The organism is Flavobacterium sp. FlaQc-47 (genome assembly GCF_044006475.1).
In the GTDB taxonomy this organism is placed as follows: domain Bacteria; phylum Bacteroidota; class Bacteroidia; order Flavobacteriales; family Flavobacteriaceae; genus Flavobacterium.
Genome location: NZ_JBIPCQ010000004.1, coordinates 25244 through 44109 on the forward strand (window position 1 = coordinate 25244; position 18866 = coordinate 44109).

General features: G+C 32.8%; 21 protein-coding genes. 8 read left to right on the plus strand and 13 right to left on the minus strand.

Annotated elements, in window-relative coordinates; genetic code table 11:
* Positions 1–105: 105 nt before the first annotated feature.
* The 5 genes from ACHRVX_RS13345 (at position 106) to ACHRVX_RS13365 (ending at position 2894) form a co-directional block, all read left to right on the plus strand.
* Complete coding sequence (locus ACHRVX_RS13345) at positions 106–510, plus strand: hypothetical protein (RefSeq protein ID WP_395332958.1); 405 nt, start codon at positions 106–108, stop codon at positions 508–510.
* A gap of 9 nt (positions 511–519) precedes the next feature.
* Positions 520–1362: a DUF5777 family beta-barrel protein gene (locus tag ACHRVX_RS13350; RefSeq protein WP_395332960.1), complete on the plus strand. Its 843-nt coding sequence runs from the start codon at positions 520–522 to the stop codon at positions 1360–1362.
* Positions 1363–1373: 11 nt separating this feature from the next.
* Entirely contained in the window at positions 1374–1772 is a 399-nt protein-coding gene (locus ACHRVX_RS13355; RefSeq protein ID WP_395332962.1) for a cytochrome c, read from the plus strand.
* A gap of 5 nt (positions 1773–1777) precedes the next feature.
* Positions 1778–2332 carry a YceI family protein gene (locus ACHRVX_RS13360; RefSeq protein WP_395332964.1) on the plus strand — a complete coding sequence of 185 codons (555 nt, stop codon included), beginning with the start codon at positions 1778–1780 and terminating at the stop codon, positions 2330–2332.
* Between the two features lie 160 nt (positions 2333–2492).
* A complete protein-coding gene (locus ACHRVX_RS13365; RefSeq protein WP_395332966.1) occupies positions 2493–2894 on the plus strand; it encodes a hypothetical protein in 402 nt (133 codons plus the stop codon).
* Between the two features lie 187 nt (positions 2895–3081).
* Here the strand turns inward: ACHRVX_RS13365 and ACHRVX_RS13370 are convergent, their stop codons facing one another.
* The 3 genes from ACHRVX_RS13370 to ACHRVX_RS13380 all read right to left on the minus strand — a co-directional run bounded on the left by ACHRVX_RS13370 (position 3082) and on the right by ACHRVX_RS13380 (position 6215).
* Positions 3082–4440 carry an MATE family efflux transporter gene (locus ACHRVX_RS13370; RefSeq protein WP_395332967.1) on the minus strand — a complete coding sequence of 453 codons (1359 nt, stop codon included), beginning with the start codon at positions 4438–4440 and terminating at the stop codon, positions 3082–3084.
* Positions 4441–4623: 183 nt separating this feature from the next.
* A complete protein-coding gene (locus ACHRVX_RS13375; RefSeq protein ID WP_395332969.1) occupies positions 4624–5496 on the minus strand; it encodes a helix-turn-helix domain-containing protein in 873 nt (290 codons plus the stop codon).
* 176 nt (positions 5497–5672) lie between these two features.
* Positions 5673–6215 (minus strand): cysteine hydrolase family protein, encoded by a 543-nt coding sequence (locus ACHRVX_RS13380; protein WP_395332971.1) that lies wholly within the window; start codon positions 6213–6215, stop codon positions 5673–5675.
* A gap of 354 nt (positions 6216–6569) precedes the next feature.
* On the opposite strand from ACHRVX_RS13380, the gene ACHRVX_RS13385 reads away from it, so the two are divergent.
* The 3 genes from ACHRVX_RS13385 to ACHRVX_RS13395 all read left to right on the plus strand — a co-directional run bounded on the left by ACHRVX_RS13385 (position 6570) and on the right by ACHRVX_RS13395 (position 8657).
* Positions 6570–7148: a TetR/AcrR family transcriptional regulator gene (locus ACHRVX_RS13385; protein WP_395332973.1), complete on the plus strand. Its 579-nt coding sequence runs from the start codon at positions 6570–6572 to the stop codon at positions 7146–7148.
* A 55-nt stretch (positions 7149–7203) separates the two neighbouring features.
* Entirely contained in the window at positions 7204–7995 is a 792-nt protein-coding gene (locus tag ACHRVX_RS13390; RefSeq protein ID WP_395332975.1) for a glucose 1-dehydrogenase, read from the plus strand.
* A gap of 374 nt (positions 7996–8369) precedes the next feature.
* Positions 8370–8657: a hypothetical protein gene (locus tag ACHRVX_RS13395; RefSeq protein ID WP_395332977.1), complete on the plus strand. Its 288-nt coding sequence runs from the start codon at positions 8370–8372 to the stop codon at positions 8655–8657.
* 147 nt (positions 8658–8804) lie between these two features.
* Here the strand turns inward: ACHRVX_RS13395 and ACHRVX_RS13400 are convergent, their stop codons facing one another.
* From ACHRVX_RS13400 to ACHRVX_RS13445, 10 genes are all read right to left on the minus strand, one after another.
* Positions 8805–9245, minus strand: a complete 441-nt coding sequence (locus ACHRVX_RS13400) for a putative quinol monooxygenase (protein WP_395332979.1) — start codon at positions 9243–9245, stop codon at positions 8805–8807.
* A 19-nt stretch (positions 9246–9264) separates the two neighbouring features.
* On the minus strand, positions 9265–9867 hold the full coding sequence (locus ACHRVX_RS13405; RefSeq protein ID WP_395332981.1) for an NAD(P)H-dependent oxidoreductase: 603 nt from the start codon (positions 9865–9867) through the stop codon (positions 9265–9267).
* Positions 9868–10002: 135 nt separating this feature from the next.
* Entirely contained in the window at positions 10003–11160 is a 1158-nt protein-coding gene (locus ACHRVX_RS13410; protein ID WP_395332983.1) for an aldo/keto reductase, read from the minus strand.
* A 130-nt stretch (positions 11161–11290) separates the two neighbouring features.
* Positions 11291–12157 (minus strand): helix-turn-helix domain-containing protein, encoded by an 867-nt coding sequence (locus ACHRVX_RS13415; protein WP_395332985.1) that lies wholly within the window; start codon positions 12155–12157, stop codon positions 11291–11293.
* 910 nt (positions 12158–13067) lie between these two features.
* Positions 13068–13631, minus strand: coding sequence for a hypothetical protein (locus ACHRVX_RS13420; RefSeq protein ID WP_395332987.1), 564 nt, complete (start codon positions 13629–13631; stop codon positions 13068–13070).
* A gap of 51 nt (positions 13632–13682) precedes the next feature.
* Positions 13683–14150: a hypothetical protein gene (locus ACHRVX_RS13425; protein ID WP_395332989.1), complete on the minus strand. Its 468-nt coding sequence runs from the start codon at positions 14148–14150 to the stop codon at positions 13683–13685.
* A 1-nt stretch (position 14151) separates the two neighbouring features.
* On the minus strand, positions 14152–14340 hold the full coding sequence (locus tag ACHRVX_RS13430) for a hypothetical protein (RefSeq protein ID WP_395332991.1): 189 nt from the start codon (positions 14338–14340) through the stop codon (positions 14152–14154).
* A 68-nt stretch (positions 14341–14408) separates the two neighbouring features.
* Positions 14409–14927, minus strand: a complete 519-nt coding sequence (locus tag ACHRVX_RS13435; protein ID WP_395334085.1) for an RHS repeat-associated core domain-containing protein — start codon at positions 14925–14927, stop codon at positions 14409–14411.
* A gap of 15 nt (positions 14928–14942) precedes the next feature.
* Positions 14943–15410: a hypothetical protein gene (locus ACHRVX_RS13440; protein ID WP_395332993.1), complete on the minus strand. Its 468-nt coding sequence runs from the start codon at positions 15408–15410 to the stop codon at positions 14943–14945.
* A 1-nt stretch (position 15411) separates the two neighbouring features.
* Positions 15412–18864: a DUF6443 domain-containing protein gene (locus tag ACHRVX_RS13445; protein ID WP_395332995.1), complete on the minus strand. Its 3453-nt coding sequence runs from the start codon at positions 18862–18864 to the stop codon at positions 15412–15414.
* Between the last annotated feature and the right edge of the window lie 2 nt (positions 18865–18866).

The window sequence follows — 18866 nt, forward strand, 5'->3', positions numbered from 1 at the left end:
CATAAGACTTATATAATAACTCTCTATTTCAAATTAGCTCCGTTAAAACTGAACTAATTTGAAATGAAAAGAGCATTATTTCTTCCTGAAAATTAAAACATCACTATGAAAAGAAAAAAAACAGCATTTATAATTGCCATCTTATTAGTACTGGTTTCGGCGGGCATTTATTTTTATTATGGTTTTCTCTTTAAGGAAGCTCGTAATATAGCATCAGAAATGCCTGATTTAAGTATACCGGCAACAAAATTAATTGAAGATTATAACGCTAATCCGCAAAAAGCTGATGCATTATATCTCAATAAAACAATTGAAATCACCGGTACAGTAACCAAACAAACAGATTCTGTCGTGATACTTGAAAATACTGTTTTTTGTTTGTTTAATCAAAAAACAAAAAATCAGCTTCTCAGTAATAAAATAACAGTTAAAGGCAAATGTATAGGTTATGATGAACTTTTTCAGGAAGTTAAATTAGACCAATGCACGCTTAATAAACAAAACAATTAATTAAAAATTATGAAGAAATTTTTAGTCCCAATCTGCCTTTTTCTGGCTACTATGGCATATTCACAGGATGATTTACTTAAAGATCTTGATTCTACTCAGGTAGATGAAAGTTATTCTACGGCAACTTTTAAAGCTTTGCAGCTGGTAACTTTACAAACCACAAAAATGGCTGCGAAAAAAGAATTCTACTTTGTGGTTTCACATCGTTTTGGTACTGTTAAAGATGGTTTAGACAGCTTTTTTGGTCTTGATAATGCTACAACAAAATTGGGTGGTATTTATGGTGTTACAGATTGGTTATCTGTTAGTCTTTCCAGACATACCTTAAACAAAATGTATGAAACAGGATTAAAATACCGAATGATGAGACAAAATGCGAGTTTTCCGGTTGATATTGTAGGATACAGCGTTGCCGATATCAATACCTTTTTAGAGAAAGAACAATATCCCGGTTTAGAATTCAAGCATCGCATGACTTATGTACAACAGTTACTAATTTCCAGAAAAGTAAGCGAAAAATTATCCTTAGAATTAGTACCCTCATTTGTACATAAAAACCTTTATAATCCGGACATTGAAAATGATAATCAGTTTTCTTTTGGAGGAGGAGGACGATATAAAATCACCAAAAGATTATCTGTCAATTTAGAGTATATGCACAATTTTGACAAACCGGGCCTTTACGAAAACCCATTATCTGTAGGACTTGACGTAGAAACCGGAGGACACGTTTTTCAGTTGATATTCACCAATTCTCAATCCATGAGTGAGAGCGGATACCTTACAAATGCCAGCGGTGACTGGGGTAAAGGAGATTTCTTTTTTGGATTTAATTTATACAGAGTATTTTAAAATTATAACTTATGAAAAAACTAATAGCATTCACGATTTTACTTGCTGCATTAACGAGTTGCAGTGATTCTGATACATTTCAGGATATCGAAACACCACCAGACACAGTAACACCCCCGGGTCCCGGAACACCTGTTCCTGAACCGGTAGCTGCATTTAGCTATACTAAAAATGCGAAATCAATTATTGATGCCAATTGTATAGGTTGTCACCAAAATGGAAGATCCGCAGGTTTCAGACCTTTAACTACTTATGCTGAAGTAAAAGCAGCAGTCGAAAACTCTGGCTTATTAAATCGAATTCAATTACAAACCGGACAACAAGGTATCATGCCTCAGGCAGGAAGAATGTCTCAGGCAAATATTGATATTATTGTAAAATGGAATACAGACGGATTAAAAGAAAACTAATTATTATGAAAAAACGATTTATAAATTTCTTTGCATTACTGTTGATTATTGTTGCAAATACAGATGGATTTGCACAAAAACTAATCACAAAAACCGGGACTATAAAATTTCAGGCTACTGTGCCTTCTTATGAAGAAGTTGCTGCCGAAAACAAAAGTGTATCCGCAGTATTAGAGCAGTCAACCGGAGATTTTGCTGCTCTGGTTCTTATAAAAGGTTTTCGATTTAAAGTTGCTTTAATGGAGGAGCATTTCAACGAAAATTATATGGAATCTGAAAAATTTTCTAAAGCCACTTTAAAAGGAAAAATAGAAAATTTTGATAGTTCTAAAATTACCAATACACCCCAAAACTTTACTTTAAAAGGAGATCTTACCATTCATGGAAAAACTAAACCGGTAATTGTTACGGTGAAAATTTCGAAAGCTGCAAACGGAGTAAATGCTGTTGGTTCATTTGAAGTTAAACCGGAAGATTATGATATAGAAATACCAGGTCTGGTAAGAAAAAAAATTGCTGACAAAATAAAAATCAGTTACAATTTTTTATTAATTAAGTGATTGTTTCAAGACATCAAATCTTTAGATAATAGAAATTACCCACCACTATTAGCTAAATAAATCTTTTTTTGATTTTGGAAGATCACTAAACATGACTAATGTTATGAGGTCAGTTTCATACCAAGCTGACCTCTTTTTTTTAATCTTAACGAAAATTAAAATGATCTGTAAAAATTATGTTGTTACCGGAGAGGACGTAGACGATTTTATGGTTATGGAAAGTAATGCCTACATTTCATACACGCTTCGATTATTGTATCATTTTTTGTTTGCTAACGGATTTTCAAAAGAGAAAATGAAAACTTTACAGCTTAGTTTGCAGGAAGGAGATCATGTATTAGTCAATTATAAAAATCTAATGTTTACCGAACAATTTTCAGTTGAAATGAAACATTGTTGTATAGACGACAAAATCAATATTAAAAGCTATTTTTTCAACTCAAAAAATGAATGCTGTGCTGAAGTTACTAAAGAAGTAGAATGGTTTGATCCCGTTCGCAAAATAGTAATTGCATCGCCTAAACAAATTCTGCAGCATTTTAATCCACATTTTATAGTTTAAAAATCATTGTTAGTTCATGCAACAAGATGTTTGACCTGCATTAACAAACATAGATATGTGTGAGAAACGAGTTTCTTTCTGATTTACCTTTTTTAAGCATAAAATCTATGTATCTATGTGTTGAAAAAAACATTTAGACATTTCACTCAATCGGTTCATTATAATTTATTCCTTATATTCTTTTGCATTATACTTCCCTAAGTTTCATATTCATTATATGGCGGAACCTGAAATAAAGCAGCACAGATGATGTTAACAAACCAAGAGATAATCCATACCAAATTCCCTTTACGCCAAAATTAAGATGAATACCTAAAAAATAGCACGATGGCAGACCAATTAACCAATATGCCACAAAGGTGATCAAAGTAGGAATATTGACATCGCCCATTCCTCTAAGTGTTCCTAATCCCACTACTTGCGTACCGTCAAAGAGCTGGAATATTCCGGCAATTACCAATAATTGTGAAGCCAGCACTATCACGTTAGCATCATTTGTTATCAGGTAAGGCAGATATTGATTAAAGAATGTAAAAATAAGTGCAAAGAAAAGCATGAACAGGATAACCAAATGATAAGATGCGTAAGCAAACTTTTCAAGTCTTTTGTAGTTCTTTTTTCCAAAACTATTTCCAATTTTAATGGTCGCAGCCGATGCGATTCCGCCTGCCATCATATACGTCATTGCAGCAAGGGTGATGGCTGTTTGATGTGCAGCCTGTTCTGTCGAGCCTATCTGACCTGCAATTACAGCTGCCACTGCAAATGCTCCTATTTCAAATACGTACTGCATAGCAACAGGTAATCCAATTTTTACTACATCCAGGATTTTTGAAAAATCGATAAACTTTACAGAGAAATGCTGTAAATAAATTTTAAAATGTTTTGATCGGAGTACATACCACACCATGACCACCATCATTAAAACCCTGTCTGCCAGTGTTGCAATTCCTACACCTTTCACGCCCATAGGTTCAATACCAAACAATCCTTTTACTAAAATCACGGCAATCACGACATTCACCACATTTCCCCAAATGGTTATGCTCATGGCTTGTTTTGTAAAACCAAGTCCCTCTGCAAACTGCTTGAATGTTTGAAAGATCATAAGGGGCAGAATCGATAAACTTAAAATTAACAGATAAGGTTTTGCCGTTTCCACTACCTGTGGATCCTGATCCGCATGCTGCATGGCAAACATAGAACCAAAGTATACTAGCAAAAAAAGGAATACTGCCGTTACTACATTAAGCCATAAGCTGTTAGAAAGAAGTCGGGCACATTCCTTAAAATTCGATTTTCCATTTTCCTGCGCAATTAAAGGTGTTAATCCGTAAGCTACCCCTAACCCAATAACCAAAACCACCATAAAAACCGAATGCACCAGAGAGACAGCAGCCAATGATATCGTTCCTGCATAATGACCTATAATAATGGTATCAGCGGTCTGCACCAGTGTATGGCCCAACTGTGAAATTACAACAGGTCCTGCCAGTGCTACTGTACTTTGATAATATATTTTATTAGATGTGTATTTTTTGAACATATTTAGAATTTGTACTGCACAAGGCAGATTAAACGAAGCAAAATTATTACGCCTTAAATTTTATGTATAGAATGAATTCTTTTAGTTTCATTGATTGAATGCATTGCAACCTCATCTGCCTGTTTTTTGTGTTTTGTTAGATTTATAAAAATGTTTGGCTTCTTTACCCGTTTCGTCTTACAACTAAGAAAATATTCCTTTTTGATAATCCGAAATAAAAGTGCTGCTGGTTATTCCGGTTTGGGTTTTAAAAAATCGCATCATATGTCCGGGTTCCGAAAAATGAAGATCATAAGCAATCTCAGCAATTGTCTTTGCAGAATGTATCAGATCATTTTTTATTTCAAACATTAATCTCTGTTTCAATAGTTCAGTAGCGGTAACATTAAGCTGTTTTTTTACACAAGTATTAATGGTAATCCTGCTCACATTTAAAACATCAGCATAATAGTCAATTCTTTGTTTATCCCTAATATTTATTTCTAATAACTGTTTGAACTGGTAAGCATAGTTATTCTCGGCTCTTTCGATAGAGAGATTATTTTTTTCGGCATATACTCTGTTGAACTTCAAAAGCAGGTAGTACGTTAGGGATCGGATAATATGAATACTATCCTTCCTGCCGCTTACAAGTTCAGCTTTTATTTCCATAAGCTGGTCTAGCGCTTTTTGAAGTTCATCACTTTCAATAGTAATATTTAAACGATAATTCAACTGATAGAAATAAAGAAGACGATAAGTGAAAAATTTGTCTGAGAAAAAATCGTTAAGAAAATTTTCCTGAAAAACCAAGACAGTAAAGTCCAGTCCCTCTTTCTCCAAGGTCCATTGTCTTTTCTGAAAAGGTGAAATAAAAACAATTGTATTGTCAGAAATATTGATTTTCTGCTGATTTAAAATCAAAGATCCCTTTGCTGTTTTAAAAAGTAAAATTTCAAAAAAATCAGTATTATAACTATCTCGTTCCAAATATCTTTCACTAAGGACATCTCCGTGCAATACATTAAGAAGCATTTCAACGCCACATTCACTTTTATGAAATTTGACTGTTTTCATTTTATATTTTTAATATCTAATTTACTCCAACTTTATTTTGAAATATATTCTTCACAGATAATTATAACTTAAGTGAGTAAATTTACAAATTCATTTGCAAACGACTTGCAACAAAAAAAAAATGAGCAGTAATAAATTAAAGCCCATTTTATAAAAAGGTGATTTATAAGTTTTTTTTACGAAAGTAAATAGTGTTCTGTTGTTACAATCTTGGCATAAAAAAATTCTAATGCTGCTAAAAAAGCATTGTGTACATCAGCCGCCTTAACATACTGACCGTTAATATCAAGATCTCTTGTGGCGCAGGCATCACCAATCACCGTACACTCAAATCCAAAATCAAAAGCAGCTCTTGTTCCTGCGTCAATGCACATATGAGTCATCATACCAGCAATTACCAAATGTGTTATGTCATTTGATTGCAGATATTCCAGTAAATCTGTACCTCTAAAGCTATTAGGAAACGCCTTAGTGATTACTTTCTCGCCTTGAAGTGGCTTTACATTTTCATGGATTTCTATTCCTTGCGTTCCATTCACAAAAATTGGAACTCCTTCTCCGGATATGTGTTGCACATGAACAATGGTATCATTTTCTTTCCTGAAATGCTCCAATAGTTTCTTAGCATTTTCACTTGCAGGAATGGGATTTACCAGTTCTAATGCCCCATTTTCAAAATATTCTTTTTGTACATCTATTATTATTAAGGCTTTCTTCATTTTAATCTAATTTTTTTAATTTTTATCTATTACAAAATTAAAACTTAGACTATCGTTATGATATACCAAAACACATTCAATACATACCATTTTGATAAGTAAAACTTACTTCACATCGATTTCTGCCTAAATCAGTAATTATTATTAACACAGTGGTAAATAAAATAAAGATGATCATTGTGCGATTTAGCTTCTGAAAATCAAAGATTTGTAATAATTCCAGCGCTTTTAATGCATTAAATTTAATTGTTTGAAAAATTTGTCTTCTAGATTATTGCATCAAACTCCCTTAAAAAAAAGTTATAATTTACAAATTTACTCTTAAATGAATATAATTTCATTTAACTTTACGATATGAGACCATTAGATCCTGATAAAAAAGAAAAAATTTTAAATTCGGTATTTGTACTTACGGGCAAACAGGGATTAGCAAGTGTTACGATCTCAGGCATAAGTAAAACAGCCGGAATTGCCGCCGGAACCCTGTACATCTATTTCAAAAATAAAGAAGAGGTTGTGCAGTTGGCCTACGCAGCAGTAGAGGATAAAATGACACAGGCAATGTATCGCGACTTTGATATTAATGTACCAATAAGGCAATCCCTTAAGCAAATTTATATCAACATGCTCAACTACAGACTCAATAATTATGACGAAACCGTTTTTATCGATCAGTATCAGCAGTCCGGCTACATCCAGATCAATTTTGCAAAACAACTGGCGGAATATGAAAAACAGAACAAGCCGCTATATAATCTTTTAGAAAAAGGACAGCAGGAAGGAATTATCAAAGCAGTGGATGCAATTATACTCATCAGCTTTTTTGATGGTGCGGTTCGCTCCTGCTCTACGGGTATCATACAAAAATTATTTCCATTAAACCAGCAGCTCATCGATAACTGCTTTGATATGATATGGAGAGGCATGAGCTAATAATTTGAATTTTAAATGAATATTTTTTCACTAATACATTTTAATACTATATATCATGAGCATATTTAAAGACAAAACAATTATTATTACCGGAGCAGCTATGGGTCTTGGACTAGCAGCAAGTAAAGCCGTAGCATTAAAAGGAGCCAACCTGTCGATTGTAGATTACAATGCCGAAGCACTAGAAAAAGCAAAAGCAGAAATCCAGTCAGTGGCTCCAACTGCAAAAGTTATCACTATCGTCGCTGACGTTTCAGATGAACAGGCAGTTAAAAATTATGTAGATAAAACAGTTCAGGAGTTTGGCGGTATCGATGGATTCTACAATAATGCAGGTATCGAAGGAAAACAGGCGCCATTAGTTGACTATGACATCAATGTATTCAAGAAAGTAATCGACATTAACCTTATGGGTGTCTATTACGGTCTAAAATATGTGATCCCGGTAATGCAAAAACGAGGCGGAGGAAAAATTGTAAACGTAGCTTCTGTAGGCGGAATCAGGGGTGTTATCAACCAGATGCCGTATGTAGCAAGTAAACATGCCGTGTCTGGTATGACTAAAAATGCGGCCATAGAATATGGTAAAGATGGAATATATACCAATGCAATTGCACCTGGCGCTATCCTGACCCCAATGGTAGCAGAAGCTTTTAAACAGGTTAATCCAGCCGACCCAAAAGCAGCTGAAACAACATATGCACAAAGAAACCCTACAAGAAAGTTAGGTAAACCGGAAGATGTGGGTAACCTTGTGGCCTTTTTGCTTAGCGATGAATGCCAGTATGTAAACGGGCAGACCATTGCCATTGATGGAGGGGAATCAAACCTGTATGGTAATTCATAAATTATTAGATTTTATTTGTAAACGGATTATAGTGTACACTATAATCCGTTTTTTTATGATGTTATGCTACTACAGCTTGAAAATATATTGCGCAATTTGATTAAAGCTGGTTTCAAAGAATATTTTATTTTTTCATAGTATGGATATTTAAATTCACACGCTGAATTCCATTCTTTCAAAAGCGTATTCTAAAATCCAGTTTTTAAATATAAACTTGACATTAGTTTTTATTACTATAGGAACCGTCACGGAAAGAATTTCCGCGCAATCGTTGCGTATATTTTAGCAATTAAGGTTAGCAATTATAACAATTTAACCCTTCAAAAAAATCCATTTGAAGTCTGTTTTCGTATATACTAGCAAAAGCTATTGTTATGGAAACACTACCAAACTTTCATATAAAAATTCTGCAAATGCTTGCCGACAGATACGGTATGAGTTGTACTTTAGAAGAACTAACAAGTTTACTAACTATTGTTTTTAAGACTTACACACCAGTGAACGAGAGCATATTTGATGAAAACAAAAAACAAGCGAGAGTATTAGATGCGTTAATACTTTTAGATAAAGAGGGATATATCTTTTTAAATTCAAATTCTGATAAAAGTACAATAAGTATAAAAGGTCTTATTTTAGTAAATAATAAGGTCATTTGTAATTAGGAAAGCTTCATTGTCACAAAAAATTTCCTTTAACAAATCATCAGTGAATGCTTCATTCCAAAGATGACTATGGAAGGAAATGAACTTGTCTGTCCCTTTGCATACAATTGCCAAGCGCCATCATGGAACAATTACTGCCAATACAAATTAATCAATCATTTTTTTAAACAACATTTTCATAGATTCCGGATCTATTGCGTTCATGTCTATCAACTTCAATGATTTAACCATTTTGATCGTGGTTGTTTTATATTTTTGAAAGTGAGACGTTTTTAAATGCAATTGATAAGCATTGTTATCATTATAGATTTCTAATATTCTTACTTGGGTGGAATCATTTTTTTGATACATAGGAAATATTGCCAGTACACCAGGTTCTAATTTTACTGAAGCCGCAGACTCCTCTTTTAATATGGCATTATATTGAGATAAATATTCAGGATAAATTTCAATTTCCGAAAGACGAACCATCATATCTTTTTTTTGGGCCGACATAGTACTGCAAGAAAAAAATAGTGCTGCAAATATTAAATTCAGGAATAAACTGTTTGAAAAACTGCTTTGAAGATTATGGATTAATTTTTTCATTTGTAAGGTGTTTTAAATATTAAACTAAAAATTGTTTAAGATACAAAGGATAATTTTCTAAATCGCCAACAATATCACCTTCTTTAAAAATATCAAAACAATTATAATCAGGAATAATATCAACACCGCAAAAGCGGTAGTTACTGGTGATCTGAATTAGAGCATCAGCAGTACTTCTCCCCTCAAAAAGTACCTGATTTGGATCGTCAAAAATTGTTTTAGGTGCATTCCAGGTAGCGGAAACCATAAATTTTTTGCCCTGCATTTTCCCACCTGTTCCGTACTGTTTGGTTACATCTTCTCTGGTTCTGCCATCACCTGCCAGAAACTTTTCACTTTGTAAACCATTGTTGAAAACATCGTCTACATATTTCTTATAAATCCACGGTGCTCCAAACCAATTGATAGGCGTCTGCAAAATCATAATATCAGCCTGCAAATGTTTTTCTACTTCCTCGCCGGCATCATAACCATCTTCTACTTTTGTTTCTAAAACTTGAAAATTATTAGCTTCAAAAAATTCCTTAGCCTTTTGGTGGAATGAATCATTCAGTTTGCCTTCGCTCCAGTTAGGATACGTTAAATGCGTATTGATTAATAAAACTTTTTTTTTCGTATTCATTGTAATTTTATTTAATATTTGATTGATAATAATTTAAAGTCCAAATATATTTCCCTACATATTTTGGATAATCTTCTTGAATATGATTGTTATAAAAAGATCTCGATAATTCTATTGAGAGTAAGCCAATTTAGATTATTGGCAAAAAGTCATTTGCATTTCATTCATTCTTCCGCCATGTACTTTCAATTTTGCAAACTCTGTTTCTAATTCCTGAAATTCCGCGGCAGACAAGTGAACATCATAAGCTCCTAAATTTTCTTTAAGATGAGGGATGTTTCTGGTTCCTGCGATAGAAACAATAAAAGGTTTTTTAGCCAAAAGCCAGGCAAGTGCAATCTGGGATGATGTTGCATTTTTGTTGGATGCAAAACGGTTGAGAAGGTTCACAATTGGCATATTAGCAGCCAAACCTTCCGGCGTAAACCGATCAAATGCTGAACGTAGATCCAATTTACTATCAAAAGGAGTTTGCGCGTTTAATTGTCCTGCCAGATATCCCATCCCCAGTGGTCCCCACGGAACAAAACCTATTCCTAATTCTTCGCACAAATCCAAAACACCGTTTTTTTCCACGCTTCGCTCCATAAAAGAATATTCAGTTTGAATGGCTGAAACAGGCAATTCAGCATGTGCTTTGCGAATAGTTGCAGTGTTAGCTTCAGATAAACCAAAATGCAATACTTTACCTGCTGCAATCAAGTCTTTTACCGTGCCTGCAACATCTTCAATTGGCACATTAGGATCAACACGATGTTGATATAAAAGGTCGATTCTATCTGTTTTAAGTCTGGTTAGTGATTCTTCAACCACTTTTTTAATATGTTCCGGTCTGCTGTTTAAAGTGATATTAGGCGCACCAATTTCAAAACCAAATTTAGTTGCAATAACTACTTTATCTCTAAATGGAGCTAATGCCTCTCCCACTAATTTCTCGTTTGTATAAGGTCCGTAAACTTCGGCAGTATCAAAAAAGGTAACCCCGCTTTCATACGCTTTGTGAATGGTTTTAATACCCTCTTCAATTTTTGCCGGCGCACCATAATTAGCGCTTATACTCATGCAGCCTGCTCCCAATGCAGAAACTTTTAACTTTCCAAGATTTCTGGTAGTCATTTTATTTTCTTGATCCTTGTTTTGTTGATCCTTTTTTTGTTGATTAACTTTAATATTGCTGGATGAAGCCGTAATCAGGCTTGGTGTAAACAGTAAGCCCGCTCCGGCAATTGCGGTTTGCTGAAAGAATTTCCGACGCGAATTTTCGTCTTTATTACTGGTGTTATCGTGTTTCATTTTAAGCTGTTTTAAAATTACTTTGCAAATTTACCGTTGTGAAAAACATTCGACAGAAACAGATTACCTATAAAAAAGATACAAATTACTGAAAATGAAAAAACACCTCTTTTGAAGGTGTTTAAATTCTTTAATTTTTGCCGATGGCTTGCAATCTAAATTCTTTTGGTGTGAGATGAACCTGCTTCTTGAAGAATTTTGAAAAATAATTGGGGTATTCAAAACCTAGTTCATAAGCAACTTCAGCAGTATTTAATTTTTGATTTTGAAGTAATAATTCTTTAGCTCTTTTAATAATAAAATCATGGATATTCTCCAAAGCCGATTTTTGAGTGAAGTGTTTAACGATATCGCCTAAATAATTCGCCGTCAATCCCAATTGATCAGCAAAATACTGAACGTTTGGAAGCTGCTTTACAGGCTGATTATAATAATCAATCAGACTTTGCTGAAAATGGGCAACAACACGATTATACTGTTTAGGATCAGTAGAAAATTGCCTTTTATAAAATGCTTCTACCAAAGATACAAGCACATTCACATAAGAAAGTAAAACTCCAAAATGTTTTTTCTCACTTTCATAATATTTAATCATTAATTTAAAAACTGCAGATACTTCTTCAACCTCATCATCAGTTAAATATAAAGCTTCGTGTTGCCCGTAATTTAAATACGTTTTGAATAAAAACCTGTTTTCTTCAATGATCTGTTTAGAAAGCTGGAGATACATCCCGGTATAATTAGGTTCAGCATCCCAGCCTGGTTCAATAATTAAATCCGGTGTATTAAAAAATACCGCAGAAACAGGCGCAACATGCGGAGTAGATCTTCTTTTATATTTTATTTTGATAGAGATCCTGTAAAAATCAACAACAACCCGCTGAGAATTTAAAATTATTTTGGGAGGATCATAATAACCAACGTCAATATCGTTATCCAGAGGTATTTCCATACCCATAAACTGATTATATGATTTAAAATCCTTGAATGTTTTCATATAAATAAAATTGAAATTTCAGAAAACTATGAGTCGAAAATCTTACTACAGAAGATTTTTATCCTTAGTTCTATATTGTAAGGCAATAGCATTAGATCTCAAAATTATGAATTTAAAACTAATTGTTTAGGTATAGTTTTTTTATCTTTAAAACTTCATATTGTGAATAAATTTTGCTTATCCCAACTTTTGAACCTGATCCCTAAAAACCTATCTTCTTCAAAACAAAAAAGCCACTCAATTGAGTGGCTTTTGATGTGAACTTAGAAGGAGTGAATTCTAACCTTTTATTCGAAGATTTAAAAATTTTAGCCGACTCGTTTGAAGATATATTTTAATACAAAGTTAACAAGACCAGGCATTATTTAGATAAATAAGACTACTTATATATAGCTTTCTAAATTATAATAAAAAGAAAATTTAATCATGAAAAGCTACCCCGTAATTCCGGAGTAAATCGACCACCCTTTCCGCTAGAAAAAGAGAAATAAAAACACTAAAAACAACTAAAAAAAAAATTAACCTCAAATTTAAAAAGGGCGATCAAATTTGACTATCCTCTTAAGTGACTAAACGGACTGAATTCTAACCTTTTATTGAAAGACTTGAAAACATTAGCCGACTTTTTTAAGTATTTATGAAATAATAGAAATAGAAAAAAATTTTATAGTTAAAATGAAGTTCGCTGAATTATGAAAAATTATAAATCTTTTAAAGGGTTTTCTTCGGGAGCATCATCCGAGGCAAACCCAAAACGTATAGAGAGATAGTTACGCACATCCCTTTAAAGTTAATTTTATTTAATAATAATTACTGATTATCAATATCTTTTAGTTTCGAAGAACAAATACTGCAGAATTGCTACATTAACGAAATTGTAAATCTGAAAAATTTACTAATGATAGTAAATTTACATGCTTATTTTCTCATCATAATCATTATAGTTATAAACTTTTAAAATTTCTTCTAAATACTTTGCGACAACTTTATCACTAAACCCAGATGATAAAAATTCTGAAATTTCTTTGAGTGATTTTGAAAAGTTTTTCAAATCTATTATTCTGAAATTCTTCCCTTTCTTCAAAATTATATACATGAAAGAGGGACTCTTGTTTGTATATAATCTATAAATTCCTTTGTGGGTATAACCCAATATTTTATCTTCAACTATCTCATGAATGAAAAATTTTTCATTGTTATTTTTAATATCAACTTCATACGTTTTGCCCTTGCTGATAATCGGCTTGGTAATATTTCGGGCGATAATAACGATTCTTTTTAATAATGTTTTCGTTGATATCTTCAGTATTCTTGCCGTGCTTCTTATTCCTAATCCTTCTTTGGTTAATTGATTTATATTTTGATTTATATCTCCTTTATAAGCTAGATATGCATAATTTTCAACTCTAATTTTCTTGCATGTTCTGCAAATATATCTCTGACTGCCAGACTTTATCTTTCCATACTTTATCATCTTTTGAATATCACCAACACATCTGATACATTACCTAAACACTACCATTATTTAGTTACATTCAAGCCAATCACTATCTGCTATCTTATTTGTGACTATTTTAGATTTAGATGAATCAACATATCCCTTTAAAAAATCCATATATTGAAATAATTCGTCATCATCTACCTTTAACTCATTTAAAAATTCAACCATTTCCTTTAATGATGAACTAGTTATTGTAAATGTTAAAACTTTAATATTATTTCCTTTTTTTAAAAGAATCATTTTTTTTCTGTGAGCATTAAAATTTGAAATGATAAAGATACCGTTTGTCTGCGTTTCAAATTCTTTGCCATTCAAAACTTCTGTAAAAATTATAGGCATGTTTTTTGATCTTATACTGTCACTGATACCCATTTTGAAAAAATATTCTCTAGCTAGAATCTCGGCACAATTTTTATTTTTATCGACTTGTTGTGCGCTTAACAATTGTGCAAAAGCAAATATAAAAATTATTTTATTTTTTAAAAATCTCATTTTATTTTTTATTTAATTCGTCAATTATCTTGTTAGAAATTTCAATAGCAGGATTTTCTTCTGTCTTAGGATTATTCATTCGATAAACAACATCTTCTTTACTTGCATGTTTAATCTCATGTCCAAAAGCAACACCTAATAACTTAGCAAAATTCATACTTTTAGGAATTGATTTACCATAAGTATTCATACTTTCTTTAGAATTTAGTGTTGCATCGATGGCCTTGTCATACATTACGATATCAAATCCCTTTACTTTTACATCAGAAATTTTACCTGATTCATCCCTTCAGTTACTTTTACATAACCATTTTCCGAAGGTGTAGTTTCACCAACTATAAAATTCCCATTGCCATCTTTGAATAAATTTTCTTTATCAAGTGTTACTGTAGTTGGTATATCTGAATTTACAAATTTATTAAACTGAGTTCTTCCTGTTTCAGTCATGTTTAATGATTTAGCCATATTTCTATCATCCTGAGTAGCATATTTTGTAAAATCTCCTTTTCCGTTATTAGCTGATGGATCATAAATGAGATTTTTATTTTTATGCGAATCTACCCATTCAAGGCCTTCTAATTCTCTGCCATCAACAACTCTATTTTCTGCGAAAGCATAAGGTGAATTATAGGTATACTTTTCTGCTAGTGGATCAATGCACATAAATCTTCCAATAGCATAATCGTAATTCCTCCACTTAAAGCTGTCCCAGTTCAGTGATAACTCATCTTGACGCTCTTGACCTTGGTACTTATAATTATAAATCTTAAAAAATATCTTTTTTAGACCTAATTATGGAGTATTATTTAGCATTTTCAATCTTTCCCTAGCCAAATCTTTCAAAGATTTATTTATTGATGGCATTTTATAAACTAAATTTGAATATCTACGTTTTATAATTTTTTCGTCGGGTATTTCAGAAAACATTTGATTGTCACTATTAACAATGGCAGTTAATGCTTCAGAGTTAGTGGTGTTTTTCAAAATAAAATCACGAGTAGAGAAAGCTGCTCCATAAGTAATATAAGCATCAAAATAATCAAAATCAATATACAAATTATTGAATTCACTAGGAATTAAATAATTCTTTTGATTTAAAGAATCAATCATACCAATAATTCTTTTTCCTTTTATAGTTTCCGCTATATCATATTTTTGATTATAATTTTGTCCTTCTTTAAAATTTACTTCTGCTGTATTTTTGCAAGAATAAAATATGTATAAAATCGATATGCCAAATATTCCTAATTTAAATTTCATATTACTGTTTTTTTAATTTTTTTTCTTCTTCTGTCTGATAGTCCATATATACCGGAGCGTCAGGATTTTTGCTTTTCTCTCGTTCTACTTTTTGGGCATCCTCTTCGGCTGTATCTGGAGGGTTCTGTGTATTAATATTGTTAGCAGCAGTGTTAATCAAATCATTTATTGGAATTTCAACTCCTGCTTTTGCCATCTGAGTTGCAATTTCATCAACAGTACCTGTGTAGGTCTTTCCACCATATTTAAATGTTATTTTTGCACTAAATCCTTCAACTATTTGTTCTTGATGTTTTCCCTCATGATTTTGAACATCATCCTTAATAAAAGGATTTAATTTATTAAAACCGGAATCATTTAATAAAAAGCTGTAACTCGTTTGTATATTTAAAGTAATGTCGACTTGATTAGTTTTAGTGTTCCAAGCATAAGTAGCTCCTTTGTATCTAGTTTGCCCAAAATCATGCATTTCTCTCGTCTTTCTTGGATCCATACTTCTAAGAAATCGCGATGTAATTACAGGTTTTATACTGTCTCCGTGAATGTCTATAAAAAAGACAGGGGTGTTTTTGGCGTAATGATAAGGGGTATTTTCATCATATTTTTCTGCAAATTTATCAATATTGAAAAATCTACCTATAGCTGGGTCATAATTACGTGATCCATAATCATACATGTTAAGTTCCAGCTCGTCTTGATATTCTTTTGAATTATATTTATACTTCTGTGCTGTTGCATTCCCTAACGTACTTACAATGTTAGTATGTGATTTCTGCTCGAGGCCAAACGGATAATAATTATTCTCTTCAATAATGTTTAAATTTTTATTATAACTTAAACGAATGTTTCCTAAATGATCTTTGTATTGATAAATATACTCATAAACTCCCGAATTATTGCGTACATATCCTTCTGGATGAGGGAAAAACTGAAGAGTATTGTTTTCATATTGAAAACCATCTGCATAATCTGTTGTAATAGTTCCCGCTACTTTTCGTTGTTTTACTCCAGTGGCATCGTATGTGTAATTAATGGTACCACCTGTTAATGTTACTTGGGTTGGCAGATTTAAATAATTATAAACAATTGATGTATTGATACCTTTATTGGCATCAGTTTTCATATTACCATTATCATCATAAGTATATTCTGTCGCTGCCGTCGAACCGTTACTAAATCCTTGTGTATTGCCTGAAGTATCTTCAACTTTAGTAAGTCTGTTGCCTAAGCCATACGTATAAACCAAGTTATCAATACTACCATAATTTGAAGTATTGAGTACCGTATTGCCATTTCTGAATAGCTTCATTATATTGCCATTCTTATCATAAGAAGGATTCTCATTATAACGTCCTATATTATCTGTAGCAGCTGTTAATCGATTTAAAGCATCGTAAGAATAAGAATAACTCCTTAAACTATTATCTTGACCAGCAGTTCTCCAAAGAGTCTGGCTAATATTTCCATTAAACAGTGCAGTGCCTGTACTTGGAGCGTTATAGTTAATTCCAAAAGCAAATAAGTCGGTTCCCAAAGTATTTACATCATTAATATTTTTAAGCCAACCACGAATATTGTAACCATAATTCACAGTTTGTACATTTGTGCCTGTGCCTCCAACACCTTTTAAAATTAATTGCCCTAAATTATCATAACTATTCATTGCAATAGTTTCTTGAGTTTGACTGTTTATTTTTTGTTTCCGAGTGAGTATCCTGCCCATGTGATCGTACGTAAAGGAGTCTACTACTACAATTTCTGCTGCATTTCCTTTTTCATGGGTAATGGTAGTTTCAATTGTTTTACCTGCAAAATCAAGCTGGCTTTTGGAAGTATTTACAGTCGAAAGAAAGTTATTTTTACTGTAATTGTAAATAGGGCGTCCTTTACCGTCATAATAGTTTATATGGGTAGTCCATGCAGCAGGATTAGAATCTAAGATACGAACCTTAGAGCAAGTGGTTAATCCTTTTGCATTAATAATAGGAGTAATACCATAAGAGGCAACGGTTGTACCGCCATCTAAATCAAAATTAAGATAATTATCATAATAAATGATCGTCCATAAATCTATACCCGTTGTTGGAAAAGCGGCATTAGTGTAATTGACATTTGTTCCAGCAATTGGTATTGCTGTGGCGGATTTATTTTCAAACAAAATAGTTCCGTTGGCAAGTCCCTGAACTGCTATACGGGTTGTTTGTGTTGTGTTTACATATTCGCCTGTATAAGCAGTTCTGCCAAAAGCATCGTATTTGGTGAAGACCCATTTATTATTAACTCTTAAATTAGCATCTTGGGTAAGGACAGGTCTGTCCAGTTTATCATAGACTGTATATTCCCATTCTTTACCTGGTAATTTTTTCTCTACCAAACGTTTCAGATTATCGTATTTATATTGGTAACAAAAATCACTCAGTACAGATGCAGTTATAGATCCATCAGCTTTTGGAGGCAGTACATAGGTTAAATTACCATAAATATCATAGACATAATAGGTTTCATGTGAAGTATTTACGGCAGTGTTATTGACAAGAGAAACACCATAAGTTTTCTTAAGGATAACACGGCCTTCCTTGTCTTTAAACTCTTCTGTGGTATTTTCATTTCCACTGCTCCAGTTTTCATTTTTTGTTACCGTTTTATACAATTCCCCAGATGTATAAAAAGTGGATCCGGATGCATTTCCTAAACCAATATCAAATACACCAAGTGTCCCATTCCATGTGGTATTAGCTGTAAACAATTTTACTTCACCAGCTGAGTTAGTCTGATAATCCAATCTTATCTCATGACCTGAATTTAAAGCCCAGGCACTTCCGGGAGCTGCCTGTTTTAAAACACGATTTAATGGTGATGCTTCAAACTGTTTCTCAGAAAATGGGTTTGGAGCTGAGCTGTTAATATCAACAGGGTAATTTGAAACATAATAGCTATTTGTATTTGCATCTCCACTTGTTCTATAAGATGCAATAGCGCCAGTGCTGCTTATATAGGGCAGATACTCTTTATGCTGCCTGCCAAAATCATCATATCCAATATATGTAACAATGTCTTGAGTGCCTGGTGATGCTTTAACAGCAATATTCTGCATTGGTCTGCCAAGCCCGTCAAAATACGTTACGCCCTCGATGACATCACTATTTTCTGAAATACCAGAACTGCTAATCATTGCTTTTTGATAAGAGCGTGTAAAAATATAATTTTCATTACTTAGAGCCAATGGAGCATATGCATCCGGAATTATTTTTGCAGCGAACGTGCTTCCAGCCTGTATTAATGTATTGGGCTTTAAAGTTATACTTTGAGTTGCAATTAGAGTCACGTTTCCTGTTACAATATAATCTGTATTTCCCGCTTCGGGTTTTGTAATAATTGCTGGTGCCTGAGCCAGTAAATCAGCACTTATAAAAACCAGAAGTAAAAAAGCAATTCTTAAAATAAATTTTATCATGA

Excerpts from the sequence above, each read along its gene's own strand:
- ACHRVX_RS13345 (WP_395332958.1), top strand. The coding sequence starts at position 106 with ATGAAAAGAAAAAAAACAGCATTTATAATTGCCATCTTATTAGTACTG.
- ACHRVX_RS13350 (WP_395332960.1), top strand. The coding sequence starts at position 520 with ATGAAGAAATTTTTAGTCCCAATCTGCCTTTTTCTGGCTACTATGGCA.
- ACHRVX_RS13355 (WP_395332962.1), top strand. The coding sequence starts at position 1,374 with ATGAAAAAACTAATAGCATTCACGATTTTACTTGCTGCATTAACGAGT.
- ACHRVX_RS13360 (WP_395332964.1), top strand. The coding sequence starts at position 1,778 with ATGAAAAAACGATTTATAAATTTCTTTGCATTACTGTTGATTATTGTT.
- ACHRVX_RS13365 (WP_395332966.1), top strand. The coding sequence starts at position 2,493 with ATGATCTGTAAAAATTATGTTGTTACCGGAGAGGACGTAGACGATTTT.
- ACHRVX_RS13370 (WP_395332967.1), bottom strand. The coding sequence starts at position 4,440 with ATGTTCAAAAAATACACATCTAATAAAATATATTATCAAAGTACAGTA.
- ACHRVX_RS13375 (WP_395332969.1), bottom strand. The coding sequence starts at position 5,496 with ATGAAAACAGTCAAATTTCATAAAAGTGAATGTGGCGTTGAAATGCTT.
- ACHRVX_RS13380 (WP_395332971.1), bottom strand. The coding sequence starts at position 6,215 with ATGAAGAAAGCCTTAATAATAATAGATGTACAAAAAGAATATTTTGAA.
- ACHRVX_RS13385 (WP_395332973.1), top strand. The coding sequence starts at position 6,570 with ATGAGACCATTAGATCCTGATAAAAAAGAAAAAATTTTAAATTCGGTA.
- ACHRVX_RS13390 (WP_395332975.1), top strand. The coding sequence starts at position 7,204 with ATGAGCATATTTAAAGACAAAACAATTATTATTACCGGAGCAGCTATG.
- ACHRVX_RS13395 (WP_395332977.1), top strand. The coding sequence starts at position 8,370 with ATGGAAACACTACCAAACTTTCATATAAAAATTCTGCAAATGCTTGCC.
- ACHRVX_RS13400 (WP_395332979.1), bottom strand. The coding sequence starts at position 9,245 with ATGAAAAAATTAATCCATAATCTTCAAAGCAGTTTTTCAAACAGTTTA.
- ACHRVX_RS13405 (WP_395332981.1), bottom strand. The coding sequence starts at position 9,867 with ATGAATACGAAAAAAAAAGTTTTATTAATCAATACGCATTTAACGTAT.
- ACHRVX_RS13410 (WP_395332983.1), bottom strand. The coding sequence starts at position 11,160 with ATGAAACACGATAACACCAGTAATAAAGACGAAAATTCGCGTCGGAAA.
- ACHRVX_RS13415 (WP_395332985.1), bottom strand. The coding sequence starts at position 12,157 with ATGAAAACATTCAAGGATTTTAAATCATATAATCAGTTTATGGGTATG.
- ACHRVX_RS13420 (WP_395332987.1), bottom strand. The coding sequence starts at position 13,631 with ATGATAAAGTATGGAAAGATAAAGTCTGGCAGTCAGAGATATATTTGC.
- ACHRVX_RS13425 (WP_395332989.1), bottom strand. The coding sequence starts at position 14,150 with ATGAGATTTTTAAAAAATAAAATAATTTTTATATTTGCTTTTGCACAA.
- ACHRVX_RS13430 (WP_395332991.1), bottom strand. The coding sequence starts at position 14,340 with ATGAATACTTATGGTAAATCAATTCCTAAAAGTATGAATTTTGCTAAG.
- ACHRVX_RS13440 (WP_395332993.1), bottom strand. The coding sequence starts at position 15,410 with ATGAAATTTAAATTAGGAATATTTGGCATATCGATTTTATACATATTT.
- ACHRVX_RS13445 (WP_395332995.1), bottom strand. The coding sequence starts at position 18,864 with ATGATAAAATTTATTTTAAGAATTGCTTTTTTACTTCTGGTTTTTATA.